This is a genomic window from Actinomycetospora aeridis (assembly GCF_037400275.1).
Classification (GTDB): domain Bacteria; phylum Actinomycetota; class Actinomycetes; order Mycobacteriales; family Pseudonocardiaceae; genus Actinomycetospora; species Actinomycetospora aeridis.
The window spans coordinates 751348-775729 of record NZ_JBBEGL010000002.1; the positions used below are offsets into that span (position 1 = coordinate 751348).

Below are 24382 nucleotides of genomic sequence, written 5' to 3' on the forward strand. Positions count from 1 at the left end.
TCAGCGCCGCTCGAGGGCGAGCACGATGTTGTTGGCCCACGGTCGGACGACGTCCCGCCACGCGACGGTCCACCCCGGCAGCGCGTCCTCGAAGAGAGCCATGAGCTCGGCCTCGGTGGTGAAGCGGACGTCGCGATCGCCGGAGACGTAGCGGTCCGCCGCGTATGCCAGGCCGTAGCCGAGGGAGCGGTGACCGCTCCACTCCTTGATGACGAGCGTGCCGCCGGGCTCGGTCATCGCGACCGCGTCGGCGAGCACCGTCCTGCGATCGGCATCGTCGGGGATGTGATGGAGCACGTCGACGAGGACGACGAGGGAGAAGGGCTGAGGGCCGGTGCGTCGCAGGTCGCTGCTGGTGATGGCGCTGAACGAGGTCCTCTCGGGGCTCACCCCGCATCGACGGCCCGGATCGGGCGCGACGTCGATGCCCACGTATTCGGCGTTCGGGAACGCCCGGCAGAGCTGGTCGGCGGTCGATCCGTCGCCGCAACCGATCTCGAGGATGCGCTCGGCCGAGCGTCGCGCCGCGAGACGGTCGGCGAACCGGCGGAGGTCGATGAAGATCGAGCGGTAGGCCTCTGCGGCGGGCGACTCGAGCGGCCCGAGTCGACGACGAACAGCTGCACCGAGTCCCACGGTGTCCCCCTCAACGTGATCCGGCGTCGACCGCCGGACGGCGGTCCTCGATGATGCCCGATGTCCGATGTCGAGCCTCCACGCCACCCGCCTCGGACGGGTCGACGGATCGGCTCTCTAGCCTGCAGGGCGCGGCGTGAGCCCTCTCGCGCCGATCGCGAGGCGAGGGAGGCACGGGTGACACCCGCCGGAGCCTCGGCTGCGCGACGATGGGCGGCCGTCGCCGCGCTCGGCGTCGTGACGGTGGCCTGCCTGCTGCTCGGGACCGGTCTGGGAACCGGTGCCGGCCGAGGAGCGGGTGACAACGGGGACGGTGCACGTCTCTACTGCGGAGCCGGGCTCACGCCGGACACCGTCGACGGCAGCGCGGCCTGGAAGGGCGTGGTCGTCACGTCGTTCGTCGCGACCGACCAGCCGTGCCCGTCGCCCCTGCCGACGTCGGCGCTGCTACCGCTGCGCCTGGCCGTGGCCGGGCAGGTCGGCCCCTGGGACCTGAGCTCGCTCGCCACGCTGTACGTCGCGCTCACCACCGTGGGCCTCCTGGCGGCGGCCGCCGCCCTCGCGCGCATCCGCCCCCGTATGGTGCTGCTGCTCCTCCCGATCGTCGTCCCGCTCGCGCTGCCGTGGTTCTCCCGGTTCTTCCTCTCCACCTACAGCGAGCCGACCGGGCTGCTGGGCGCGGTCATCCTGCTCAGCGGCGTGGTGACGGTCGCCGCGGCGGCCGACGGACCGGCGTGGCCGCGCCTCGCCGGCCTGGCCCTCACGCTGCTCGGCGGAGCCACCGCCGCGACCGCGAAACCGGGTTACGCCGTGCTCGCCCTGGTGGCTCTCGGCGTCGGCGCCCTCACGCGGGCTCCCCGCTCCCGGCTCGCCGGGGCCGCCATCGCCGTTGCCGTGACCGCCGCGGTCGCGTGGCCGGTCGGGGCGGCTCTGCAGTGGCAGCAAGAGGCGTACGGGGCCGTCAACACCCACAACCTCGTGCTCACGGCGGTCGGGCCCGCGAGCGGGGGTGACGCACTGGCGCACCTCGGCCTGCCGGCGTCGTACCGGGCGTACCTCGGCACCGCCTACTTCCCGTCGGGGCCGTCCGCCTTCGAGGACTGGGACGGCGTCGTCGGGGAGCAGTGGCCCCGACTGCGCGGGGAGGCCGTCGGGTACGTCCTGACGCACCCCGCCACGGCCTCGTCCCTCGCGGACACGGGACTCCGCGCGGCCACCGACCCCTCGCTGGCCTATCTGCCCTCGGGTCGGGCCGACGACCCCTCCGCCCGACCGACGCCGATCCCGACGGTCCCCGTCGGCGAGCAGGGCGCCGACCGCCCAACGCTGGAGCGCTGGCTCGGCGAACGATCGATCGTCCCCTCGATCGTCGTCCTCGCGGCCGGTGTGGCCCAGACGGTGGTCGTGATCCGCGGGCGGCGACGATGCGGCCGCGCGGCCACGGCACTGGCCGCCGCCGGTGCCGCCGCCGTCGCCGGCGGGGCGCTCGTCGTCGCCGCCGCCGTCGCCGGGGACGGCTACTTCGAGATCGCCAAGCACGTCTGGCTCGCCTCCTACCTCGGCCTCGTGGGCCTGCTCGCAGGCGTCGCCACGGCCGCGGCCTGCCTCCTCCACCGCCGCGGGCGCCCGGTGCCCGGGCGCGAGGGGGACGATGCCGAGGACGACTCGCGCAGTAGTGTTCCGGTTCGACCGGTACCGAGGAGATAACGATGGTCCTACCTGCGCTCACGTGGGCGGACACAGGACTGCTAATCCTCTACGGCGTCGTGCTCTGGGTTCCCGGCGGACTCGTCCTGGCGGCTGCCGGCGCCCGGGGATGGTTCCTGGCCGTCGCGTCCCCGTTGCTCACCTACGGGCTCGCCGGAGCGGGTGGACCCATCGTGGCCGCCCTCGGCATGCCGTGGCGCTGGTGGACACTGCCGCTGATCACGATCGTCGTCGCCGCAGTGGTCGGTGGCGCGCGCCGGCTCGCGACCTCCGGGCCCATCCCTTCCCCGCCGCCGTGGCACCGGGCCGCACACGCGGCCGTCGGGGCGTGTGTCGCCCTCGCAGCAGCCATCGGTGCCCTGGCGGTCCTCGTCGGCATCAAGACCCTCACCGCCCTCCCGCAGGACTGGGACGCCGCCTACCACGCCAACGGCATCCGTTGGATCGTCGAGACCGGCGACGGCAGCTTGAGCGGGATGAGCCAGGTCAACTGGTACGGCACGACGACCTCGCAGTACTACCCGAACGCTTATCACCTGCTGGCGTCGACCGTGACCGAGGTGACAGGCCGGGACATCCCGTCGGTCCTCAACGCCAACACCGCGCTCATCGCCGGTGTGGCCGCGTTGGGGCTGGCCGGACTCGTTCGTGTCGTCGGTGGATCGGCGATCCTGGCCGGAGCGAGCGCCGTGGTCCTGGTCGGCATCACGGCCTTCTACGACATGCTGTGGCGCGGACCGCTCCTCCCGTTCGCGATGGGCATCGCCCTCATCCCGGCCCTGCTGGTGACGGTCGAGGAGTTCCTCCGGCCCGACCCCCTGCGAGACCGGGTACCGAGCGGGATCGTTCTCGCGCTCGGCGCCGCCGGCCTCCTCGCCCTGCACCCGGGCGCGCTCATCGCGGCCATCGTCTTCGCCGTGCCGATGCTCGTCTCCCGCTGGTGGGGTACGCCGCGCCGTCTGGCCTCGGAGATGCTCGCCCTCGCGGCGTGCGGCGTCCTCGCCATCGCCGTCGTCGTGCCCCACGTCCTCGGGTCCCTGGCCAGCGCCGCCGAGGCGTCGGTGGACTGGCCGGCGGTGTCGACGCCGGAGGGCGCCGTCGGCTGGGTCCTGCTGTTCTCCCACAGTGCTGAGAGCCGCCAGCTGTGGCTGGCGGGCGCACTCGTGGTGGGCGCGCTGGCCCTGACGCGGCTGGGCCCGCTCCGCTGGATCATCGTCCCCACGGCGGTGTTCGCCGGGTTGTTCGTCCTGGCGGCCGCCTCCGACGCCCCGCTCGTCGAGGCGGTCACCCGGCCCTGGTGGAACGACCGCTACCGCCTCATCGGTATCGCTGCGCTCCCGCTGGCGGTCGTCGCCGGTCACGGCATCGCCACCGGCGCACGCGGGCTCGCGGACGCGGTCCGGCGCGTCGTCCCCGCGACCCGGTCGCGGCCCCTCGCGCTGCCTGTGGCCGCCGCGACGGCGGCGGCGGTGCTCGGCGGGTATCTCCTCGTGTCCGGAGGCAGTTACCTCGCTCGCAACGAGATCAGGATGCAGAGCAACGTCGGCGACGGACCGGCGGTCTCCGCCGCCGAGATCGAGGGCTTCCGCGTCCTGAGCACGCTCGTGGGTCCGACCCAACGGGTGATGAACGACCGCGGGGACGGTTCGGTCTGGATGTACGCGCTGGACGGGGTCCGTCCCGTGGCGGGGCACTACATCGGAGCCGGCGTCACGCCGGACGCGACCCTGCTCGAGGAGCGCTTCGACGACTACGACACCGACGCCGCGGTCCGGGCCGCTGCGCAGCGGCTCGGCGTGAGCTGGGTCGTCGTCGACCGGGGCTTCCTGCGCGAGGACGCCGTGCGTCAGCCGGGGCTGCGGGAGCTCGACACGGTGCGGGCCCTCCAGGTGGTGTACCGCAATCCGGACATGACGATCTACCGGCTCGCTCCGTCGTGACGGCCACGACGTCCGTCCGGGGCCGCGCCGCGGCGCTCGCGGTTCCGCTCTCGCTCGTCGGCCTCGCCGCAGCCGGTTATCTGGCCCTCGTCGCCGGGGGCCGCGCACTCCCCGCGGCCTCCTTCGCCGGTCTGAGCTCCTTCTACCTCCTCGCGAACACCGTGGGACGGGGAACCTTCGCGGCGTTCGAGCTCGAACTGACGCGAGGCGTCGCCCGCGCCCTCGAACGGGGCACCAGCACGCTCGCGGTGTGCCGCTCGGCGCTACCTCGGGCCGGGCTGCTCCTCGCCGCGGTCCTCGTCGTCCTGGCGGCGACGAGCCCTCTCCTCGCCCGTGCGGTGGGAGGTGGCGGCGCGGTCCTGCTGCTCGGTGCCTCGGCGGTCGGGCTCGCCGCGTCGTCCTTCCTGCGCGGCCCACTCGCCGGTGCCGGGCGCTACGCCCTGTTCGCCGCGTCTCTGGCCGCCGAGGCCGTCGTGGTGCTCGGCGGCGCCGTGGTCCTGCTCCTCACGGGAACCCCGTCCCTCCTGGCGTGGATCGGGCTCCTGGCCCTCTCCCCGCTCGCCGGAGTCGTCGTCGTGGGAGTCGGCGGAGGCGCGGCGGCAGCAGTCCGCGCCACGCGGTCGCACGCGCCTCTACCCGGCGAGCTGGCGACCACCGTGCCCGCGCTGATGTGGGGCTCGGTCCTCTTCCTCTGCTCACAGGGCGTCTGGAACCTGGCCCCGGTCGTCGCCACCGCGCGGGCCGACGCGTTCCTCGCCGCGGCAGGTGGCTTCGCGGCGGTCGCGGTCCTGCTCCGCGCTCCGGTCATGGCCTTCCCGGCGATCCAGGCGCTCCTCCTGCCTCGTCTCGCGCGCGCTCAGGTCGGTGGGCACGGCGCCGCCGGCTCGCACCGCCGGCAGGCCCGGTACATCGTGGCGGCCGTCGGGGGCGGGGCTCTCTGGATGGTGCTGGCCGTCGCCCTCGCCGACCCCGTCGTCTCCTGGCTCTTCGCCATCGACAGCACGCCGTCACGCGGGATCGTGGCGATGCTCGCTGCGTCCATCCTCCTCGGCACGATCGCACAGCTCGGGCAGGCCGAACTGCTGGCTCGAGGTCGGTCCGCGGCCGTGGCCCTGACGTGGGCCGCGGCCCTGGGTGTGCTGCTGGCGGGCTCGGTCCTCCCGATCGACCCGCTGTGGGCGGCCGCCTGCGGTCAGCTGGGGGCCACTGCAACAGCGCTGACCGCCATCGCCGTGCTGCTGCGCCGGGGACGCGCGTGACGGCGGGGACATCGGTCGGCGTCATCGTCCTGGCGCACGGCGCGGAGCCCTGGCTCACCGAGTGCGTGAACAGCGTGCTGGCCTCCGAGGGCGTCGAGGTCGAACTCGTCGTGGTGGACAACTCGGCCGCCCCGGAAGACATCCGCCCATTGCGCCACCGTCAGGACCTGGTCGTCCTGGAACCCGGCACGAACACCGGCTTCGCCGGCGGATGCAATCTCGGCGCGGAGCACCTGACGAGCGAGTACCTCGCCCTCGTCAACTCCGACTGCCTCCTCGACGCGACAACATTGGCCCAGCTCGTCTCGGAAGCTCGTCGGCCCGACGCCGGCCCGGTCATGGCCAGCATCCGGTTCGCGGAGCGCCCGGACGTCCTGAACAGCTCGGGGAACCCGGTTCACCTCCTCGGAATCTGCTGGGCTGGAGGCCTGGAGGAGACGGAGCACCGCACCGAGCCGTACGACGTGTCGAGCGCCAGCGGCGCCTGCCTCGTCCTGAGACGCGAGCTGTGGTCGAGGCTCGCAGGCTTCGACGAGTTCTACTTCGCGTATCTCGAGGACACCGAGCTCAGTCTGCGCTGCCGGCGGTGGGGCCTCGTTCCGCGATGCGTCCCGACCGCTATCGCTCGACATCACTACGAGTTCTCCCGGAACCCCACCAAGATGTACCTCCTCGAGCGCAACCGCCTGCTGCTGCTCGCGACGATGTGGCCGAAGCGAGCTCTGTTGCTGCTCGCACCGCTTCTGATCGCCTTCGAGATCGCACTCACCCTGCTCGCCTTCGCCCAGGGCTGGGGTCCGAAGAAGGTCGCCGGGTGGCTCTGGCTCGCCCGCAACACCGCTCATGTCCGGGCGCGCCGACGAATCCTCCAGTCCGAGCGGGCCGTGCCCCAGCAGGAGTGGATGGAGCGTCTGACGACCAGGTTTGCCGACCACGTCATCGGTTCCGCGGCGGCCACTCGTGTCGTCAACGCGGTCGTCACGACCTACTGGAGGCTCGTGCGCCGCCTCGTGTAGGCCGGCTCAGCCCGGTGTGTCCCGCGTCTCGTCGCTTCCACCGGTGTCCGTCGCCTGCGCCTCGAGGTCCTCGAGGCGCAGCTGGAGCGCTCCGACCTGCTCAGCGAGTCGACGGCTCTGTTCCTCCAGTTCGCCGACCTCTCCGGACAACTGGAGCGACACCGCGAAGAGAATCAACAGCGACACGAGGAAGAGCAGGTTGCTCGGAGTCGCGACGCCGATCAGGGCGGCCGAACGCACCAGCAGGGACGGGAAGATCGAGAGGATCACCGTCAGCCCTGCCACGACGACCCACAGGACCGCGTACTTCTCTCGGAGGCGACGCCGACGGAGCAGTTCGAACACGAAGGCGAACGCGACGACGGCGATCACGATCGTCACGATCGTGAGGCGGGCCATCACTTCACCTCGTGACGCTCCGGCGCGCTCACGATCTCCGGGGCCCGACGGGCCACCGCGAGCCCGATCGCGGCGACGACCCGCAGAAGGTAGGCGGAGGAACGGAAGACGTTCTGGGTTGCCTGGCCCGTCGTGCGTTCCCGCATCGCCACCGGCACCTGCCCGATCCGGAGGCCGGCGCGGTGCGCGAGCACCAGGGCCTCCACCGTGTCGCCGAGATACTCCTCCGGGAACTCGACCGCGAAGAGGGACAGGGCTCGCTGGTTGACCATGCGGAAGCCGGAGGTCGGATCGGTGAGCGGAACGCTGGTCAGGCGGCTCAGGACGGCGGCGAGCAGTCTCATCGCCCATCGACGGGGCCCACGCGCCTCGTACTCGCCGATGCCGGCGAAACGAGCCCCGACGACGACGTCCGTGTCGCTCATCCGCTCCTGCAACCGACGCAGGTCGGCGGGGTCGTGCTGACCGTCCGCATCGACCTGGACGACATAGCGGTAGCCACGGTCGTGGGCATAGCGATAGGCCGCTCGCATCGCCCCACCGACACCGAGATTGAACGGCAGAACCATCACCCGTGCGCCGGCGTCCCTGGCCCGTGCTGCCGTGGCATCGGTCGAGCCGTCGTCGATGACCAGCACATCGGCGTCGGGTCGAGCTCGACGGACCTCGTCGACCACGCGGCCGACCGAGTCCTCTTCGTTGAGGGCAGGGAGCACCACGAGGAGATCGGCCACCGGACGGAGCGTGGGCACCCCGGCGGTCGCGGCGCCGATCATCGCCGATCGGCGAGTCGCCCGACCGTGACGAACTCGTTGTAGGTGAACCACGGCCCGGCAGCTCGGGGGAACGGGAACGAGGACTGATCCACGACCTCCCCGCCGATCTCGCGCATCGTGCGTGCGAGGAGGTCGTCGTCGAAGTAGACCGTGTGCGTGGCGTCGGAACGGAACCCCCGCTGCTGCGGGCAGATGAAGACGAGACGGGCGCCGGGAGCGAGGAACCGGAGGTACGGGCGAAGCACGTCGGCCGCCGCGCCCTCGGGTAGGTGCTCCAGGAGGTGTGCAGCGAGGAGTGCGTCGAAACGACCCGGGATCATCTCCTCCGAGCTCTCCAGCTCGTCGGTGGTGATCGCTCTCAGGCCGGCCTCCCGACACAGGCCCACGGACTCCGCGTTGTGGTCGACGCCGACGCTGCTCGGGTCCAGGTGCTGGAGGTTCCGACCGATGCCGCAGCCCACATCCAGGACGGTCCGACCGCCGAGGTGGCGGCGCAGATTCCACCGATAGGGAGCCTGGACGTCGAGCACCTGCTTCCAGCGCGCACCGCCGAGCCGTGTCAGGCGCTCGGTGTACGACCGGTCTTCGGTGCTTCCGGTGCCGGATGCCACCCCGGGAGGGTAGCCCGCTCCAGTGTGCGGCCCTGCGTCGACTCTCCGCCCGTGGTCGCGGGCCGTCGCCGAACCGTGACGAGGCGCGTCGAGTGGAGAGATCCCGCTCAGCGCCCCGTGGTCACGTAGAGCCGGCTCTGCCACCGCTCCCCGGCGCTGGTGTCCGGATCGGCCGTGACGACCCGCGCCCCCAGCGACGCGACGAGCGCCCGGACGTCGCGCTCCGGCGTCCCGTGCATCTCCATGCCCCGGCGCAGGCGGACCGCGACCGGTTGCGGCAGGAGACGCAGCACCAGGCCGGCAGGGGTGCGGGCCGGCGCGGTGGGCATCTGGAACACGACGACACCGCCCGGGCGGACCACGCGGTGGAACTCGCGGACGTAGCCGTGGGCCAGCGGCGGCGGCATGTGCTGCAGGACCCGGCAGGAGTAGACGAGGTCGACCGAGTCGCTCGGCACGGCGGCGAGGTCGGCGCCGGTCACCTGCTCGAACCGGCAGGCCGGCGCCTCGACGGTGCGGCGGGCCGCCGCGAGCATCGTCGGGGAGATGTCCAGCCCGACCACGTCGGCGAAACCCGCCTGCGCGAGGCCGTGGCTCAGCCGCCCGGCGCCGCAGCCGAAGTCGAGGGCGCGGTCGCGGCCGGGCTCGAGTCCCAGCTCGGCGAGCCGGGCGAGCACCGCCGCGATCTCCTCGACGCCGGTGGCGAGGAAGTCCGCGGCGCTCCAGCGGCCGCCCGCCTTGTCCGCGTCGGTGAGGACCGCCCACATCGGGTCCTCCTCGCCGAGGCGGGTCCAGGTCCTCGAGACCTCGTCGATGCCCTCGGTACCCAACGGACGCTCCTCCCGGTGCGGTCGGCTCACCGGTCGGCGGCCTTGGTGAACACGGCCTCGTAGGCGTCGAGCACCGCGTCGACGCCGTAGTGCTCGTCGGCGGCCGCCCGACCGGCGTCGGCGTCGGGCGGTGCGTCGCGCGTGCGCCGCAGCGCCGCGGTGAGCTCCACGACGTCGCCCGGCGGCACGACCTCGCCGAACCCGGTCGTGCTCACCACCGTGCGCACCCCGGGGAGGTCGCTGACGAGCGCGGGCACGCCGGCGCGCATGGCGACGACCTGCACGATGCCGAACGCCTCGAACGCGTTCACCGACGGCAGCGCGAAGGCGTCGAGCGAGGCGTAGAAGTCGTCGAGGTCCTCGTCGGGCAGGAAGCCGAGCAGCGAGATCCGCGGGTCGTCGCCGGCGTGGCGGCGGATCCGGTCGACGACGCTGCCGCCCGCGACGCCGAGGTAGTCGCCGCCCACGAGCAGCCGGGCGTCGGGGTCGTCGAGCGCGCGGAAGGCGTCGACGAGGTGCTCGACACCCTTCTCCTCCACCAGCCGCCCGAGGAAACCGACGTGGAAGCCGCTCCCGTCGCGGAAGGTCGGCCGTCCCGCACCGCGCGGCAGGCAGGGCGGGGGAATCGCGGCCATCGTCGGGTGGATCACCGGCCACAGCCGGCTGTGCCGGGCGTAGTCCTCGCTGCTGACCACCGTGGTCACCGAGCGGCGCAGCGCCCCGGCGCTCGCCCGGTCGATCGCGCGCCGCTGCAGGTCGTTGACGACGCCGGGCGGCAGCGTGACGTCGCAGTGGTAGGTGGAGACCACCGGCACCGGCGACAGGCGGCTCAGCACCCCGGCCTCGATGAGGGGCAGGTGCAGGTTGACCACCCGCGAGCGCCGCATCTCCCGCACGGCCATGCGGGTCAGGTTGATCCCGATCGTGCCCTTGCCGACACGGGCCAGCACCGGGGCGCGCACGATCCGCACACCGTTCCGCTCGTCGTGGGTTGGCAGCGCCGGGTCGTGCTTGCTCGTCACGACGCACACGCGCCAGCCGCGGGCGGCCAGGCCCTCGGCGACGTCGCGGGCGACGTTGGTGAGACCGGAGACGTAGGGCCAGTAGTAGGTCAGGACGATGAGGACGTCGTTGGCGTCATCGCTCGTGTCGGGCGGGAGCCCCTCCGGCACCGATCGCCTCCCGTTCACCTCGTCCGATGCGTCCCGTTCCATCCCCCTCCGACGACCGTACGGGGGGCCGGGCGGCGCCCCGGCGGGGGGCGGTTAGCGTGGCGGATCCGGCGATGAGGTGGGAGCGGGAGGCGTGAGCACGGACGTACGGCCGCAGTGGCAGGCCGTCGACGACGATCTCCCCCGGCCCCCGCGGGACCGTCTCCGGTCGGCGTGCCGCACGGTGGCGGTGATCGCCGGGCTGGTCGCGATCGTGGGCGCGCTCGTCCTGCCGTTCGCCCCCGTCGAGGTGAGCACCCCCGAGGTCCGCTGGCCGGTCGACCCCCGCGACCCGGCCCCCACGATGCTCATGCTCACGGCCTACGAGCCGGCCGACCTCGAGGTCCGGTTCAGCTGCCGGGCCGCGCGGGCCGCCGCGGCCACGCCGGACGGGGTCGTCCTCTCGACGATGGGCCCGGACTCCCGCGACGCCCGCACGGACGCGCTGACGATCCGCTCGCGGCCCGACGGCCTGACCGTCCGCAGCGGTGGCGACGACCTGTGGGCCGGCCCGCTGCCGGAGGGCGACTGCCGGTTCGTGGTGTCCGGCGACGCTGCGGCGATGCGGGTCGCGCTCGACGGCGCGGTGGTCTCGGAGGTCCGCAGCCGCCTGCCCGAGCCGATCCCGGCCGACGAGATCACGCCGGAGGAGCGCGACGAGCTGCTGCCCGAGGCCGAGCCCGAGGCCGAGCTGCTGACGCCGCTGCCGGACGTCGACGCCCTGCGCAGCTCGGTGCCGCCGGGCCCGGACCTGACCGCCGACGACCTCTCGGTGCGCCTCACGGCGGACGACGCGTTCGACCACTCCCCGTCGGGGGTGAAGTCCGCGCTCATCGTGGTGATCGTGCTGGCCCTCGTCGTCGGGGCCGTCGCGATGACCGTCCTGGCGCTGGCAGCGGCGTACCCCCGGTGGACCGACCGCGAGCGGGGGCCCCCGGGGGCGCGGGTCGTCGCGTGGCTCCGGCCCCGCCTGACGCCCTGGGCCCTGCCGCCGCTGCTGCTCGACCTCGTGGTGGTCGGGGTGCTGGTGGCCTGGCTGTACCTGGCGCCGATCACCGACGACGACGGCTACTACAGCGCGATGGCGGCGAACGTCCCGTTCTCCGGCTACGTGCCGAACGTCTACCAGCTCTACAACCAGGGCTTCACGCCGTTCTCCTGGCCGTACTACGCGCTGTCGTGGTGGCAGGAGACCAATGGCGTCGGATCGGTGACCCTGCGCATCCCCGCGCTGGTCCTCGGGATCGCGACGTGGTTCGTGGCGCGGGCGTTCGTGCACCGCGCCGTGGCGGGCGGGCGCCGGTGGCTGCCGACGGTCGCGCTGCTGGTCCTCGCCGTGGCCTACCTCTCCTGGTGGCTGCCCTACGACATGGGCACGCGCCCCGAGCCGGTGGTCGCGTTCTTCACGGTCGCGACGCTGCTGGCCGTCGCCGTGGGTCTCGAACGTCGCCGGCTCGCCCTGCTCGGGCTCGCGGTGGGTCTGGGCACGGCCGGGCTGATGGCCGCGCCCACCGGGTTCATCACGCTGGCCCCGCTGCTCGTCGCCGCCCCCGCGGCGTGGCGGCTGGTGCGGGAGGGCTCGGCCACCTGGCTCGCCGTCGCCGGACGGTGGGTGGTGATCATCGCGCCGGGGGCGGTCGGGAGCCTGCTCGGGTTCTCCGACGGCGCCTACCGCGACTTCGTCCGCAGCCAGGACATCTTCGCCCCGATCCAGCGGGCCACCACCTGGTACGAGGAGCTCGGCCGCTACGCCGTCCTCCTGAGCACCGACAACCACTTCGGGTCGTACGCGCGGCGGGCCGCGGTGGTGGTCTGCCTGCTCGCCCTCGTCTGGTTCCTCGTGCTGCTCGTCGCCGCCCGGGCGCGCGACCTGCGCGTGCCCGCCCGGCTCCCCCTCGCCGGCTGGTCGACGCTCCTGGCGTTCGCCCTGCTGCTGCCGACGCCGAGCAAGCCGACCCACCACTTCGGCGCGTTCGCGGGCCTCGGCGCGGTCTTCCTCGCGCTGCTCCTCGTCCTCGGCCCGCAGCTGCTCGCCGCCCTCGACCGCGCCCGGCGTGTGCCCCAGGCCGCGCTGGTCGGGGCCGGGGTGGCGACGGTGCTCGTCGCAGCGCTGGCCTGGCACGGGCGGGCGATGTGGCCCCACGGGTGGGGGCTCGGTCAGCCCGCGGACGGGAACTACCCGTCGGTGGGCGGCGTGGAGCTCGACCAGCCGCTGTGGTGGCTGCTGGTGCTCGCCGTCGTCACGGGGCTGGTCGTCCTCGGCCTGCACCTGCTCGCCCCGGACCGCCGCCGTCTCGCCCTCGCCGGCGCCGTCCCGGTCACGGTCGTCGTCCTCCTGCTCGCGATCACGGTGTGGACCGTCGGCGACTTCGTGCGCGCCGCGGACCGGACGGCGACGACGTGGTCGCCGCAGGTGGACGCCTGGCGGGACCCGACCGGCACGCGGTGCGGGCTGGCCGGGCAGATCGACGTCCTCGACGACCGCGGCGCGCGTGCCCTGGCCCCGGCGGTCCTCCCCGGTGCCGCTCCCCCGCCGCCCCTGGTGGGCGTCGACGCGCCGGACGCGCCGGCGCCCGAGGACCGTCCCGAGGCGTTCGTCCCCGGAGCGTTCCTCCCGGACAGCCCGCCGCCGGACGACCTGCCCCCCGACGTGCCGGTGTTCGGCAGCTTCCTCGTGCCCCGGCTCGGTGCGGACGCCGACGCGCGCACCGGCACGTCCACGACGGACTGGTACCGGCTGAACCCCTCGGCGGCCGATCAGGGGCTCGCCGTCGCCGTCTCGGGTCGGCTGCGGGAGGACGACGTCTCGTTGCGCGTCGAGTACGGGCGCGAGACCCCGGGCGGGTTCGCCCCGCTGGGGAGCCGGTCGATCGGGGACGAGGAGAACACCGTCGAGTGGCGGACCGTCCCCCTGGTCGACGAGGCGGAGCCCCCGGACGGTGCGGACGCCGTGCGCCTCGTCGCCGACGACCGGGCGACCGACACCGGTGGGTGGCTGGCGTTCAGCGCGCCCGTCGAACGCCGGTGGGTGCCCCTGCAGGAGTTCCTGCCGCCCGGTGGCGCCGTCGGCGTCGCGTGGCAGATCAAGTCGCTGTTCCCCTGCCAGCGCCAGCCCGTCCAGCAGGCCGGGATCACCGAGCCTGCCGTGGCGGCGATCGGGTTCGGTGTCACCCCGGAGGCGGCGCTCGCGGACTGGACGTTCAGCCCCGAGCGCGGCGGGCTGCTCGGCCACGCGCAGCGCGAGGCCGAGGTCTCGCTGCTCATCACCCGCGTGCGCGACGTCGGCGAGCAGGTCGACGACGTGCACGTCTGGCAGTACCGCGAGCCCTACCCGTCCGACGGCTACGCGCTGATCCGGAACCGCGAGACCGTGTCCGGCCGGCCCTGACGCGCTACGGGCGTCGGATCACGAACAGCGAGGACTCCCCGCTGCCGGGGCGCAGCAGCATGCGGCCGGCGAGGAACTGGACGAACGCGGGCACGGCGTGCAGGCCCGCGTCGAGGAGCTTCGGCAGGCGCGAGTAGGGCACGTCCCACAGGCCGTCGCTGCCCTCCCGCTCGACGGTGAAGCCGTGGTCGGTGAGGAACGCGCGCCAGTCGGCGTGGGGCTTGAGGTTGATGTGGGTGGGGTCGGCGAACCCCATCCAGGCCTCGCCCGCGAGCCGCCGGCCGCGCCCGGCGGGGTCCGGCATGACGACCAGGGCGTGCCCGCCGGGCCGCAGCACGCGCCGCCAGGTCGCCATCGTGTCCGCGGCGACCTCGTCGGTGAGGTGCTCGAGCACGTGGATGGCGGTCAGGGCCCCGAAGGACGCCGAGGGCAGGTCGGCCGTGTCGGTGTACACCGCGCAGCCGGGGGCGTGGCGCCGCGCCGTCGCGGCCGAGTACCCGGACACCTCGAAGCCCGACGCCGCGCCCAGCCCCGAGAGCCGCCGCACGAGGTGTCCGGTGCCGCACCCGAAGTCGAGGTACGGGCCGGCGTCGGCGTAGCGGCGCACGAGACGGGTGTAGAACCGCAGGGCCGGGCGGTCGTCGGCCTGCCCGTTGGAGCGGTAGTACTCCTCGTCGTACGTGGTGTGCTCGGGGTTCACGGGGTCCTTCCCGGTCGCTCGGGACGCATCATGAGGGCCGCGCCGCTCACCACCGCGCCGGCCACCGACCCGGCGAGGAAGGCGAGCTCCGCGCCGAGCACCGGTGCGGGGACCAGCGCCCAGGTGAGGCCGGCGGTCGCGAGGGCCGCGGCCCAGCTCAGGGCCACGACGCCGTGCCGGCCGCGGGCGACGTGCACCTGGGTGACCACCACCAGCCCGACGTGGGCGAGCACGCCGGCCGCCATGAGGGCCAGGTCGCCCCCGCCGATCGCGTAGTCGTCCCCGAACACCAGGGCGATCACCGGCGGGCCGAGCCAGACCATCACGGGCACCGCCACCGCGATCAGCCCGAGCAGGGCCGCGCCGCCCTTGAACAGCAGCGCCAGCACCTCGGGACGCCGGCCCGCGACGATCAGGCGGGTCAGGGTCGGGACGATCGCCGACTGGAGCGGCACCACCATCGCGAGCGGCGCCTTGACCAGGGTGAACGCGGCGACGAACGCGCCGGCGGCGGCCTCCGCCGTCTCGGGTGACTGCGCGACCACCAGCACCGGCAGGCCGTTCAGGAGCAGCTGCGCGCAGACCGAGCCGAGCAGCAGCGGCAGGCAGGCGGCCACGAACCGGCGGGGGGAGACGCCCTCGTCGGGGGCCGACGGCGGCGAGTCGGCCACGGCACGGCGCCAGACCGCCGGCAGCTGCGGGAGGTGCGCGAGGGCGACGGCGAGGACGAGGGCCCAGCAGAGCGCGGCGCTGTCGGCGCCCCCGAGCAGGAACACGAGGACGGCGAGGCCCAGCCGCAGCAGCGCGTCCAGCACCATGATGCCGCCGTGCCGCACAAGCCGGTCGGTGCCGATGACGGCGCCGCGCACGAGGAACTGCCCCGCGGACACCACGCACAGCGCGGCCAGCGCGACGAACGACGACACGTTGCCGTCGAAGGAGCGCAGCACCAGCGGGCTCGCGAGCGCGAGGACCCCGAGCGCGACGAGCGCCAGGACACCGGCCGCCCCGGCCCCGGCCCGCAGCACCGAGCGCCGGTCGCCGAGCTGCGGCAGCCGGCGCGCCAGCTCCTGCTCGAGCGGCAGGAAGGCCCCGAAGCCGAGCACCATCGCGAGCGCCCAGAACGCCCCGAAGGTGGCGTACTCGGCGGGCGGGAGGATCCGGGCCACCACCGCCAGGTAGACGTTGACGACGAGGCCGGAGACGACGACGCCGACGCCGGCGCTGCCGATCAGTCGCCGCGCGCTCGGACGGCCCCGGGGCGGTCGGACGCGGCGCTCCTCACTGGTGATCCGGATGCCCGCACACTATCCGGGCGCCGGGGCGCGCCGAGGACGCGGGCTCAGGCCTTGTCCTCGGCCAGCTGCCGGATCAGGCCGCCGTCGAGGACCATGCGGACCTGACGCTCGGAGAGCTGGTGGCGGAAGGTGAACTCCGTCCCGTCGACCTGCCCCACGATCTCGCTGCCCTGCTGCAGCTGGTCGTGGAGGTCGGAGAACGACAGCGTCGCGCCCTGGGCCACCTTCTCGCGGTCGTCCTCGCCGGTGAACTCGAGCGCGAGGATTCCGAAATTGGCCAGGTTCTGCCAGTGGATGCGCGCGAACGACTCGGCGACGACGACACGCAGGCCGAGCCAGCGCGGGCAGATCGCGGCGTGCTCGCGCGAGGAGCCCTGCCCGTAGTTCGAGCCGCCGACGATGGCGTGACCGGTCGTGTCCTTGATCTCCTCGGCGTTCGCCGGGTAGTCGGGGTCGATCCGCGTGAAGGCGAAACGGGCCAGCGCCGGGACGTTCGAGCGGAAGGGCAGCGCCTCGGCGCCCGCGGGCGAGATGTCGTCGGTGGAGATGTCGTCGCCGACGGCGAGCAGCACCGGCACCTCGAAGGCGTCGGGGAACGGCTCGAAGTCCGGCAGCCCGGAGATGTTCGGGCCCTTGACCAGCTCCTCGTGCCGCGCCTCGTCCGCCGGCGGCGGTTCCTCGAGCATGCCCGGGATCACGGTCGGCTCCGGGAGCTCGAGGTCGCCCCAGGTGAGGTCGAGCTCCTCGGCGAGGGTCCGCGGGTCGGTGATCTCCCCGCGCAGCGCGCTCGCGGCCGCCGTCTCCGGCGAGCACAGCCACACCTGGTCGTCGGGCCCGCCGCCGGAGCGGCCGGGGAAGTTGCGCGGGAAGGTGCGCAACGAGTTCGTGCCCGGGGCCGGGGCCTGGCCCATGCCGATGCAGCCGAGGCAGCCGGACTGGTGGAGGCGGGCGCCGGCGGCGATCAACGACGTCGTCCCGCCCCAGCGGGTGAGGTCGGCGAGGATCGGCCGCGAGGTCGGGTTGACGTCGAAGCTGACGCCGGGATGGGTCTGGCGGCCCGCGACGATCCGGGCGGCGATCGCGAAGTCCCGCAGGCCCGGGTTGGCCGACGACCCGATGACGACCTGGCCCACCGGCGTGCCCGCGACCTCGCGGACCGGCACGACGTTGCCGGGTGAGGACGGCTGTGCGATCAGCGGCTCGAGCTCGGAGAGGTCGATGTGCTCGGTGACGTCGTAGGAGGCGCCGTCCTCGGCGACGAGCTCCGTGAAGTCCTCCTCGCGACCCTCGCCGGCGAGGAAACGGCGGACCTCCTCGTCCGCGGGGAACACACTCGTCGTCGCCCCGAGCTCGGCGCCCATGTTCGTGATGACGTGCCGGTCCATCGCCGTCAGGTTCGCCAGGCCCGCGCCGTGGTACTCGATGATGCGGTTGGTGCCGCCCTTCGTCCCGTGACGGCGCAGCATCTCGAGGATGACGTCCTTGGCCGAGCACCACGGGGGCAGCTCGCCGGTCAGCTCGACGCCCCAGATCTCCGGCATCCGGATGCTCAACGGCTTGCCGGTGATGGCCATCGCCACCTCGAGGCCGCCGACGCCGATCGCGAGCATCCCCAGCGATCCGCAGGCCGGGGTGTGCGAGTCCGAGCCGATCATCGTCTTGCCCGGCTTCCCGAAGCGCTGCATGTGCGTCGGGTGCGAGACGCCGTTGCCCGGCTGGGAGTACCAGAGCCCGAAGCGGCGGGCGGCCGAGCGCAGGTAGGCGTGGTCCTCCGCGTTCTTCTCGTCGGCCTGCAGGAGGTTGTGGTCGACGTACTGGACCGACACCTCGGTCTGCACCCGGTCGAGCCCGAGCGCCTCCAGCTCCTGCATGACCAGCGTGCCGGTGGCGTCCTGTGTGAGGGTCTGGTCGATCCGCAGGGCGATCTCCTCGCCCGGTGTCATCTCGCCGTCGACCAGGTGGGACGCGATGAGCTGGTGTGCGACGCCGTGCGCCATGAGGTGCCTCCCCCGGGGCCGTGATGACGGGAGTGGTACCCGCCCGGCCCGGGGTGGCACGCGTGATCACCCGTGCGATCAGCCCGGCTTCGCCGCCGCCTGCGTCACGTAGTTCTCCACGACCTGGCGGGCCTCGTAGATCGTGCGGGCGCTGCCCCAGGCGTTCGCGTCGAGGCGGTTGTGGGTCCAGCCGCCCGGCAGCAGCCGGGTACCGAGGCTGAGATGACCGACCTCGCGGTGCCAGAGGATTTCCGACTGGAATCCGCGCGGGTCGTCCCAGTGCCACGAATAGCCGTAGTCCTCCGCCTGTTCGAAGACCTCGACCCCGTCGATCTCCATGACGAACCGCCTCCCCGTCGAGCCCCCGACATGCGCCTTCCGATCTAGGATCGGTGGCCGCCGTCCTCCCTACGCGCGGCACTCGGAGCATTTTCGGTGCGGCGCCCGGCCGAATGTGCCGCCGCCGGACGGATCGACGTGGAGGAAATGTGACCGTCTACGTGTCGTTGCCGCAGATCCCGTTGACGCTCAAGTTCGAGGAGCCCCTCGACGCGGTGATGGAACGGTTCCACGAGCTCATCACCAACGGCGAGGTGCACCGCTACGTGCTCACCGACAACCAGGCCGTCCTCGTCAACTACGGCGTCATCGCCTCGGTGACGTTCTCGGAGGGGCCCCGCACCCTCGAGGTCTCCGAGCTCAATCGCGGGCTGAGCGCCCGACTCGACGACTAGCCCCGGCAGCTGACCGCACCGGATCTGCGACGTCCGGAGCACCGGGCTGCCCCGTCGCGACGAAGTCGGGGCCCGCCGGGCGACCGGAGCGTGACGGACACGACCGCGCCGGTTACCGTCTGACACATGCAACGGGTGGTAGGGCTCATCGCTCTGGCCCTCGTGCTGTTCTGGATCATCGACGCACCCACCAGCGCCGCCAACACGGTGACCAGCATCCTGGCGATCCTCGCGAGCTTCGCGCAGTCGATCGTCACGTTCTTCAGCGCCCTCGTCTGACCCTCTCCTCCTCGTCCGGGCGCGGCGACGTGTGAACGCCGCGCCCCTCCGGGCAGCCCGCGCCCGACACCGTCACGAGAGGAGAACGATGCAGCAGCAGGAATTCGTCAGCGCGGTCAAGGAGAGCCTCGATCTCCCCGACAACCGCAGCGCCGAGCGCGCGGTGCGCGCCACGCTGACCGTGCTCGGGCAGCGGCTCGAGGGCGGCGAGGCCAAGGATCTGGCCTCCCAGCTGCCCGGCGGCCTCGCCGAGGCGCTGCCCGACCAGGGTGCCGGCGAGCGGTTCGACGTCGACACCTTCTACCAGCGGATCGCCGAGCAGGAGGGCGAGGGCGTGACCGTCGCCCAGGCCCGGCAGCACGCGCGGGCGATCGCCAAGGGGCTCGAGACCGCGCTCACCGACGGCGAGTGGCGGAACTTCACGAGCCAGCTCCCGAAGGACTTCCAGGACTTCCTGGGCACGGAGCCGGTCGAGAAGCACTAACCGGTCGCGGCTGCTCCGGCGCGGCGGGCGACGTCCATGACGTAGTCGCCGTAGCCGGAGCTGGCCTGCCGCTCGCCGAGCGCGTAGGCCTGCTCGGGGGTGATCCAGCGCTTCACCAGCGCGATCTCCTCGAGACAGGCGAACCGCACCCCTTGGCGGTGCTCGAGGACCTGGACGTACTGGCTGGCCTCGATGAGCGATTCGTGGGTGCCGGTGTCGAGCCAGGCGAAGCCGCGGCCGAGGTCGACCAGGCGGGCGTCGCCGCGCTCGACGTAGGCGCGGTTGACGTCGGTGATCTCCAGCTCGCCGCGCGCCGACGGGCTCAGTCCGGCGGCGATGTCGAGCACGTCGTTGTCGTAGAAGTACAGCCCGGTGATCGCCCGGTTGCTCCGGGGCCTCGCCGGCTTCTCCTCGATCGAGAGCAGCCGGCCGGTCTCGTCGGCCTCCCCGACGCCGTAGCGGCCCGGGTCGCGCACCGGGTAGCCGAACAGCACGCAGCCCTTCTCGGCCTCCAGCGTGCCCACCGCGTCGCCGAGCAGCCGCCCGAAGCCCTGGCCGTGGAAGATGTTGTCGCCCAGCACGAGCGCCGCGGTGTCGTCGCCGACGTGCCCGGCGCCGATCACGAACGCTTCCGCCAGCCCGTTGGGCGCGGCCTGCTCGGCGTAGGAGAACTCGACCCCCAGCTCGCTCCCGTCACCGAGCAGCCGCCGGAACGCCGGCAGGTCCACCGGCGTCGAGATGACCAGGATGTCGCGGACCCCGGCCAGCATCAGCACCGAGATCGGGTAGTAGATCATCGGCTTGTCGTAGACCGGCAGCAGCTGCTTCGACACCGCCCGCGTCACCGGGTGCAGGCGGGTGCCGCTCCCGCCCGCCAGCACGATGCCCTTCACCAGTCCCCCTCGACCACGGGGCTCCGGCCGATCAGCGGCCGCCACCACGCCTCGTTGGCGCGGTACCAGTCGACCGTGGCGGCGATGCCCTCGTCCCACCCGACCCGCGGGGCCCAGCCGAGTTCGCGGCGGAGCTTGGTGGAGTCGAGCAGGTAGCGACGGTCGTGCGACGGCCGGTCCGGGACGATCGTCTTGAACTCGGGACCGAGACCCAGGGCGCCGAGAACCGAGTCCGCGATCCCCTCGATGTCGACCTCCACCCCCGACCCGACGTTGTAGGTCTCCCCGACCGTGCCGTGGTGGATCACCGCGTCGATCGCCGCCGCGTGGTCGTCGACGTGCAACCACTCGCGGCGGTTCTTTGTCGAGGCGTACAGCGGCAGCGGCTCCCCGGCCAGCGCCCGGGTGGTGAACAGCGGGATGACCTTCTCCGGGAACTGGAAGGGCCCGTAGTTGTTGCTGCAGTTCGTGATCGTCACCGGGACGTCGTAGGTCAGCCCGTAGGCCCGCACCACGTGGTCCCCGCCGGCCTTGGCGGCGTTGTACGGCGTCCGCGGCAGGTAGGGCGAGTCCTCGGTGAAGGCGTCGTCGACGTCGAGGGGGAGGTCGCCGTAGACCTCGCAGGTCGAGATGTGGTGGAACCGCGAGACCCCCACCCGGCGGACGGCCTCCAGCAGGCCCTGGGTGCCCATCACGTTGGTCGCGAAGAAGTCGCCGGGGCGCAGGATCGCCAGGCTGTTGTGCGACTCCGCCGCGAAGTTCACCACCACGTCCACCCGGTGGGTCCGCAGCAGGTGCTCGACCAGCTCGGTGTTCGCGATCGAGCCGTGCACGAACTCCACACCATCGAGACCCTCGACGTTCCCGCGCACCCCGGCGTAGGTCAGCGCGTCCAGCCCGACGACCCGATCCCCGGGGTGGGCCGCACGCCAGTGCCGCACGAAGTTCGACCCGATGAACCCCGCGGCACCGGTCACCAGAACCGTACTCATCGTCTCCCTCGGCCGGGCGTGACGGCGATCCTGCCACGCGCCTGCCTAGGCTCCACGGCCGTGGAGACCGAGGAGCTGGCCGTCCCCGGGGCCTGGAAGTTCACGCCGCCGGTGTTCCCCGACGAGCGGGGGTTCTTCGCGGCGCCGTTCCAGGGCGAGCACGTGCGGGCCGCCGTCGGACACGCGTTCGCGGTGGCGCAGGCGAACACCAGCGTCTCCCGCCGCGGGGTCCTGCGCGGGGTCCACTACGCCGACGTCCCGCCGGGGCAGGCCAAGTACGTGCACTGCGTCGCGGGGGCCGTGCTCGACGTCGTCGTCGACCTCCGCGTCGGCTCGGCGACCTTCGGCCGCTGGGACGCCGTGCGGCTCGAGCCCGCGACGATGTCCGCGGTCTACCTCTCCGAGGGGCTGGGGCACGCGTTCCTCGCCCTCGAGGACGACACCGTCACCAGCTACCTCAACTCGACGCCGTACGACCCCGGCGCCGAGCACGGCATCGACCCGCTCGATCCCGCGCTCGGCCTGCCGTGGACGGAGCACCTGCCGGCCGACGAGCTCGTGCTCTCCGCCAAGGACCGCGCCGCGCCGTCGCTCGCGGCGGCCGGCGCGGCGGGTGCCCTGCCGACGGCGGAGGCCTGCCGGGCGTGGGTGGAGGGCCTGCGCGGCCGTTAGGTCGAGATCGCGGTCTCGGTGACGATCGGTGTCACATCTGACATCGGTCGTCACCAGACCGGCGATCGAGCGGCGACGAGGCGTCGGACGCCCTGAGGCGGCCGGTTCAGATCGTGGCCGCCGGCGGCGCGACCGGGTCGGCGTCGGCGTCGACGTCCGCGCCGGGGAGGTGGACGTCGGTGATCACGATGTTGAGCTCGACGACGGTGACGCCGGCGATCTCCTCGACGGCCTTCGGCACGTGCCGACGCAGCGCACGGACCAGCTCGCGGGCGCCGACGCCGTACTCGATCTCGACGTCGAGGCCGATGTGGGCCTTCTGGTCGGCGAGCTCGACCCGCACGCCCGCGGTGTTCTCGGTGTTGCCGGTCAGCGTCTGACGCACGGCGCCGACGGCGCGCGACGTGCTCCCGCCGAGCGCCACGACACCGGGGATCTCCCGAGCGGAGAACGCCGTCACCTTCTGGATCACCGAGGGCAGCACCTCGGTGGTGCCCTCGACGGTGGTCGGGTCGCCGGCGGCGCCGGGCACGGAGGTGGCGGTGGGGGTCGGGCTGGACGGGGTGCTGCCCGGACGCTGAGCGCTGGTCATGCGAGCCGAGTACCCCGCCGGGACGTCACGGAGTCCGCCTCGTTCGGTGCGTCGGCGCCCGTGCCTCAGCGGTCGCGCGGCAGCAACGGCCCGAGCGGTCCGAGGTCGATGTTGAGATCCGCCGCGGTCAGCCCGAACTCCTCGGTGAGCTCGTCCATCGCGTCAGCGAGGTGCATCAGCGACGTGCCGAGGTCCTCCTCCTCCTGCTCGGTGAGGTCACCCTGCTCGACCCGGCGGATCGCCTGGCGTTCCATGAGCTGGCGGAGGAGCTCCACGATCGTCAGGACGAGCTTCATGAGGTCGCGGCGGACGGCGTCCTTGTCGATCTCGATCCGATTGGCCCTCGGGCCCGGTTCCTGGTCAGCCACGCCCGGCCTCCAGCTCGGCCTGTTCGGCCCGCTCGGCCCGGGCCGCGAGCGTCCCCGGGCGTTCCACCGGCGCGATCGACACGATCAGCGCGCGCAGCGAGATGCGCACGAGGTCGACCCCGGCGAGCGAGATCGTCAGGTCGCCCGCGAGCACCACACCGCCGGCGAGGAGACGGTCGAGCAGGTCGACGAGCGCGACCTCCTCGTCCCCGAACAGCGACGTCGCCCGCGGCTCGAGCTCACCCGAGCCCGGGCCCGTCACGAGGCGCCCTGCGCCGCCTGGGCGAAGGAGTACGGCACCCAGGGACCGGTGAGCTCGACGCGGATGCGGGGGTGGTCGGCGAGGGACGCGACGAGCGCGCGCAGGTCGTCGGCCCGCTCGACCGGCAGCAGGTAGGCCTGGTTGAGGACCATCGGCTCGGTGCGCCCGGACAGCTGCGCGTCCTGCAGGCGGTGGGCGCGCGTCGCGGCGGCGAGGGCCGTGGCGGCGGCGTCCACCTCCCCCGCGGCCTCCCGGGCGTCGTCGAGGGAGGTCTCGCTGTCACGGAGCGCCTTGCGCCGCTGCCGCAGGTAGTCGGCGCCCGAGCGCGGCTTCGCGACCTCGCCCGCCGCCGCGGCGGCGCCACCCTGGCGGGCCCAGACCTTGAGGCCCCACTCGGCACGGCCGGCGAGCTGGTCGAGCACCACGCCGAACGCCTCCCGGCCCTCGGTCAGCACGGTGCGCACCCGGTCGTCGTCGAAGTACACGGTCGCGAGCGCCAACGGGGCGACGAGGTGGTCACGCCCGAGGGTGTCGACGACGTGGTGGTGGGCCCGGGCGGTCGCCGCCAGCCACTCGAGGTCCTCCAGGCGCTCCTCGAGCGCCCGCTCCTCGAACTCGGCGCGATCGACGTCGCTCACGATCGCCGCGACGCCGTCGGTCGCCAGCACGCGCGCAGGACCGCCGCCCACGCCGGTGAGGACACCGACCGCCGCGGGGTCGACGTCACGGGCGAGCGCGTAGACGTAGGTCAGCGTGTCGCTCACCCGTCGGCCCGCCGGCGCCGCTGGCCCTGTCCCTGCTTCGGCGCGCTCGAGCGCTTGCGGCGTACCGGTTGCGGTGCGGGCTCGGGCTCGTCCTGCTCGGGGGCGTCGGTGTCGTCGTCCACGATCTCGGCGTCCTCGAGGTCGTCGGGATCGTCGTCGAGCTCCTCGCCCTCGAGCTCCTCCTCGCCGCCCTCGAGTGCGGGTGCGTGGCCGTTGCGGCCCTCCAGCGCCTCGAGGCGCTCGCGCAGCCGCCGGTTCTCCTCCTCGAGCTCCTGGTGGCCGGAGGAGAGGGTGGGGTCGCGCTCCCACCAGTCGATGCCCATCTCCTTGGCACGGTCGACCGACGCGACGACCAGCCGCAGCTTGATGGTCAGCAGCTCGATGTCGAGCAGGTTGATCTGGACGTCGCCCGCGATGACGATGCCCTTGTCCAGGACCCGTTCGAGGATGTCGGCGAGGTTCGTGCCGTCGCCACCGCCGCCCTGCCGGGCGGGCGACCCGCCTGCCGCCTGGTTCGGGGTCGACGGCATCTGCCCGGTCCAGCGCACCGGGTCGTTCATGGGTTGCTTCCTCT

General features: G+C 73.3%; 26 protein-coding genes. 9 read left to right on the plus strand and 17 right to left on the minus strand.

Annotation, left to right across the window (positions count from 1 at the left end; all coding sequences use genetic code 11):
- The gene (locus WCD41_RS09175; protein WP_337713093.1) at positions 1 to 636 is read right to left on the minus strand and encodes a class I SAM-dependent methyltransferase; all 636 of its coding nucleotides are present in this window, start codon (positions 634 to 636) and stop codon (positions 1 to 3) included.
- Between the two features lie 177 nt (positions 637 to 813).
- Between WCD41_RS09175 and wsfD the strand changes: the two genes are divergently transcribed.
- From wsfD to WCD41_RS09195, 4 genes are read left to right on the plus strand one after another with little or no spacing between them, the layout of a single operon-like run.
- Complete coding sequence (wsfD, locus tag WCD41_RS09180) at positions 814 to 2343, plus strand: glycan biosynthesis hexose transferase WsfD (RefSeq protein WP_337713094.1); 1530 nt, start codon at positions 814 to 816, stop codon at positions 2341 to 2343.
- A gap of 2 nt (positions 2344 to 2345) precedes the next feature.
- Positions 2346 to 4283, plus strand: coding sequence for a DUF6541 family protein (locus tag WCD41_RS09185; protein WP_337713095.1), 1938 nt, complete (start codon positions 2346 to 2348; stop codon positions 4281 to 4283).
- Positions 4280 to 5542 carry a hypothetical protein gene (locus WCD41_RS09190; RefSeq protein ID WP_337713096.1) on the plus strand — a complete coding sequence of 421 codons (1263 nt, stop codon included), beginning with the start codon at positions 4280 to 4282 and terminating at the stop codon, positions 5540 to 5542. The genes WCD41_RS09185 and WCD41_RS09190 overlap by 4 nt, the downstream gene beginning before the upstream one ends.
- Positions 5539 to 6558, plus strand: a complete 1020-nt coding sequence (locus WCD41_RS09195) for a glycosyltransferase (RefSeq protein WP_337713348.1) — start codon at positions 5539 to 5541, stop codon at positions 6556 to 6558. The genes WCD41_RS09190 and WCD41_RS09195 overlap by 4 nt, the downstream gene beginning before the upstream one ends.
- 6 nt (positions 6559 to 6564) lie before the next feature.
- Here the strand turns inward: WCD41_RS09195 and WCD41_RS09200 are convergent, their stop codons facing one another.
- From WCD41_RS09200 to WCD41_RS09220, 5 genes are all read right to left on the minus strand, one after another.
- On the minus strand, positions 6565 to 6957 hold the full coding sequence (locus tag WCD41_RS09200; RefSeq protein WP_337713097.1) for a DUF2304 domain-containing protein: 393 nt from the start codon (positions 6955 to 6957) through the stop codon (positions 6565 to 6567).
- Complete coding sequence (locus tag WCD41_RS09205; protein WP_337713098.1) at positions 6957 to 7733, minus strand: glycosyltransferase family 2 protein; 777 nt, start codon at positions 7731 to 7733, stop codon at positions 6957 to 6959. Before WCD41_RS09205 ends, WCD41_RS09200 begins: the two co-directional genes overlap by 1 nt.
- Positions 7730 to 8344: a methyltransferase domain-containing protein gene (locus tag WCD41_RS09210; RefSeq protein WP_337713099.1), complete on the minus strand. Its 615-nt coding sequence runs from the start codon at positions 8342 to 8344 to the stop codon at positions 7730 to 7732. The genes WCD41_RS09205 and WCD41_RS09210 overlap by 4 nt, the downstream gene beginning before the upstream one ends.
- Positions 8345 to 8451: 107 nt before the next feature.
- On the minus strand, positions 8452 to 9174 hold the full coding sequence (locus WCD41_RS09215) for a class I SAM-dependent methyltransferase (RefSeq protein ID WP_337713100.1): 723 nt from the start codon (positions 9172 to 9174) through the stop codon (positions 8452 to 8454).
- A gap of 26 nt (positions 9175 to 9200) precedes the next feature.
- On the minus strand, positions 9201 to 10346 hold the full coding sequence (locus tag WCD41_RS09220) for a glycosyltransferase family 4 protein (RefSeq protein ID WP_337713101.1): 1146 nt from the start codon (positions 10344 to 10346) through the stop codon (positions 9201 to 9203).
- A 133-nt stretch (positions 10347 to 10479) separates the two neighbouring features.
- Between WCD41_RS09220 and WCD41_RS09225 the strand changes: the two genes are divergently transcribed.
- Positions 10480 to 13773: an arabinosyltransferase domain-containing protein gene (locus WCD41_RS09225; RefSeq protein WP_337713102.1), complete on the plus strand. Its 3294-nt coding sequence runs from the start codon at positions 10480 to 10482 to the stop codon at positions 13771 to 13773.
- A 4-nt stretch (positions 13774 to 13777) separates the two neighbouring features.
- Here the strand turns inward: WCD41_RS09225 and WCD41_RS09230 are convergent, their stop codons facing one another.
- The 4 genes from WCD41_RS09230 to WCD41_RS09245 all read right to left on the minus strand — a co-directional run bounded on the left by WCD41_RS09230 (position 13778) and on the right by WCD41_RS09245 (position 18107).
- Entirely contained in the window at positions 13778 to 14473 is a 696-nt protein-coding gene (locus tag WCD41_RS09230; RefSeq protein ID WP_337713103.1) for a class I SAM-dependent methyltransferase, read from the minus strand.
- On the minus strand, positions 14470 to 15642 hold the full coding sequence (locus WCD41_RS09235; protein WP_337713104.1) for a lipopolysaccharide biosynthesis protein: 1173 nt from the start codon (positions 15640 to 15642) through the stop codon (positions 14470 to 14472). The genes WCD41_RS09230 and WCD41_RS09235 overlap by 4 nt, the downstream gene beginning before the upstream one ends.
- A gap of 173 nt (positions 15643 to 15815) precedes the next feature.
- On the minus strand, positions 15816 to 17768 hold the full coding sequence (locus WCD41_RS09240; RefSeq protein ID WP_337713105.1) for an aconitate hydratase: 1953 nt from the start codon (positions 17766 to 17768) through the stop codon (positions 15816 to 15818).
- 78 nt (positions 17769 to 17846) lie between these two features.
- Positions 17847 to 18107 carry a hypothetical protein gene (locus WCD41_RS09245; RefSeq protein ID WP_337713106.1) on the minus strand — a complete coding sequence of 87 codons (261 nt, stop codon included), beginning with the start codon at positions 18105 to 18107 and terminating at the stop codon, positions 17847 to 17849.
- Positions 18108 to 18256: 149 nt separating this feature from the next.
- Here WCD41_RS09245 and WCD41_RS09250 point away from each other — a divergent pair, with 149 nt between their 5' ends.
- From WCD41_RS09250 to WCD41_RS09260, 3 genes are all read left to right on the plus strand, one after another.
- The gene (locus tag WCD41_RS09250; protein ID WP_337713107.1) at positions 18257 to 18502 is read left to right on the plus strand and encodes a hypothetical protein; all 246 of its coding nucleotides are present in this window, start codon (positions 18257 to 18259) and stop codon (positions 18500 to 18502) included.
- 126 nt (positions 18503 to 18628) lie between these two features.
- Positions 18629 to 18781 (plus strand): hypothetical protein, encoded by a 153-nt coding sequence (locus WCD41_RS09255; protein WP_337713108.1) that lies wholly within the window; start codon positions 18629 to 18631, stop codon positions 18779 to 18781.
- Positions 18782 to 18869: 88 nt separating this feature from the next.
- Positions 18870 to 19265 (plus strand): DUF2267 domain-containing protein, encoded by a 396-nt coding sequence (locus WCD41_RS09260; RefSeq protein WP_337713109.1) that lies wholly within the window; start codon positions 18870 to 18872, stop codon positions 19263 to 19265.
- Here WCD41_RS09260 and rfbA read toward each other — a convergent pair.
- Entirely contained in the window at positions 19262 to 20158 is an 897-nt protein-coding gene (gene rfbA, locus WCD41_RS09265; RefSeq protein ID WP_337713110.1) for a glucose-1-phosphate thymidylyltransferase RfbA, read from the minus strand. The two genes, WCD41_RS09260 and rfbA, sit on opposite strands and share 4 nt — an antisense overlap.
- A complete protein-coding gene (gene rfbB, locus WCD41_RS09270; protein WP_337713111.1) occupies positions 20155 to 21150 on the minus strand; it encodes a dTDP-glucose 4,6-dehydratase in 996 nt (331 codons plus the stop codon). Before rfbB ends, rfbA begins: the two co-directional genes overlap by 4 nt.
- 60 nt (positions 21151 to 21210) lie before the next feature.
- Between rfbB and WCD41_RS09275 the strand changes: the two genes are divergently transcribed.
- Positions 21211 to 21822 carry a dTDP-4-dehydrorhamnose 3,5-epimerase family protein gene (locus tag WCD41_RS09275; RefSeq protein ID WP_337713112.1) on the plus strand — a complete coding sequence of 204 codons (612 nt, stop codon included), beginning with the start codon at positions 21211 to 21213 and terminating at the stop codon, positions 21820 to 21822.
- A gap of 106 nt (positions 21823 to 21928) precedes the next feature.
- Here WCD41_RS09275 and WCD41_RS09280 read toward each other — a convergent pair whose 3' ends face one another.
- The 5 genes from WCD41_RS09280 to WCD41_RS31110 form a co-directional block, all read right to left on the minus strand.
- Positions 21929 to 22414, minus strand: coding sequence for an Asp23/Gls24 family envelope stress response protein (locus WCD41_RS09280; protein ID WP_337713113.1), 486 nt, complete (start codon positions 22412 to 22414; stop codon positions 21929 to 21931).
- 65 nt (positions 22415 to 22479) lie between these two features.
- Positions 22480 to 22782, minus strand: coding sequence for a gas vesicle protein K (locus WCD41_RS09285; protein ID WP_337713114.1), 303 nt, complete (start codon positions 22780 to 22782; stop codon positions 22480 to 22482).
- Positions 22775 to 23044 (minus strand): gas vesicle protein, encoded by a 270-nt coding sequence (locus WCD41_RS09290; RefSeq protein ID WP_373695091.1) that lies wholly within the window; start codon positions 23042 to 23044, stop codon positions 22775 to 22777. The genes WCD41_RS09285 and WCD41_RS09290 overlap by 8 nt, the downstream gene beginning before the upstream one ends.
- Entirely contained in the window at positions 23041 to 23808 is a 768-nt protein-coding gene (locus tag WCD41_RS09295) for a GvpL/GvpF family gas vesicle protein (protein ID WP_337713115.1), read from the minus strand. Before WCD41_RS09295 ends, WCD41_RS09290 begins: the two co-directional genes overlap by 4 nt.
- Positions 23805 to 24368 (minus strand): gas vesicle protein, encoded by a 564-nt coding sequence (locus WCD41_RS31110; protein ID WP_373695092.1) that lies wholly within the window; start codon positions 24366 to 24368, stop codon positions 23805 to 23807. The genes WCD41_RS09295 and WCD41_RS31110 overlap by 4 nt, the downstream gene beginning before the upstream one ends.
- Between the last annotated feature and the right edge of the window lie 14 nt (positions 24369 to 24382).

Excerpts from the sequence above, each read along its gene's own strand:
- WCD41_RS31110 (WP_373695092.1), bottom strand. The coding sequence starts at position 24,368 with ATGAACGACCCGGTGCGCTGGACCGGGCAGATGCCGTCGACCCCGAAC.
- WCD41_RS09200 (WP_337713097.1), bottom strand. The coding sequence starts at position 6,957 with ATGGCCCGCCTCACGATCGTGACGATCGTGATCGCCGTCGTCGCGTTC.
- WCD41_RS09260 (WP_337713109.1), top strand. The coding sequence starts at position 18,870 with ATGCAGCAGCAGGAATTCGTCAGCGCGGTCAAGGAGAGCCTCGATCTC.
- WCD41_RS09185 (WP_337713095.1), top strand. The coding sequence starts at position 2,346 with ATGGTCCTACCTGCGCTCACGTGGGCGGACACAGGACTGCTAATCCTC.
- WCD41_RS09240 (WP_337713105.1), bottom strand. The coding sequence starts at position 17,768 with ATGGCGCACGGCGTCGCACACCAGCTCATCGCGTCCCACCTGGTCGAC.
- WCD41_RS09205 (WP_337713098.1), bottom strand. The coding sequence starts at position 7,733 with ATGATCGGCGCCGCGACCGCCGGGGTGCCCACGCTCCGTCCGGTGGCC.
- rfbB (WP_337713111.1), bottom strand. The coding sequence starts at position 21,150 with ATGAGTACGGTTCTGGTGACCGGTGCCGCGGGGTTCATCGGGTCGAAC.
- WCD41_RS09255 (WP_337713108.1), top strand. The coding sequence starts at position 18,629 with ATGCAACGGGTGGTAGGGCTCATCGCTCTGGCCCTCGTGCTGTTCTGG.
- WCD41_RS09245 (WP_337713106.1), bottom strand. The coding sequence starts at position 18,107 with ATGGAGATCGACGGGGTCGAGGTCTTCGAACAGGCGGAGGACTACGGC.
- WCD41_RS09280 (WP_337713113.1), bottom strand. The coding sequence starts at position 22,414 with ATGACCAGCGCTCAGCGTCCGGGCAGCACCCCGTCCAGCCCGACCCCC.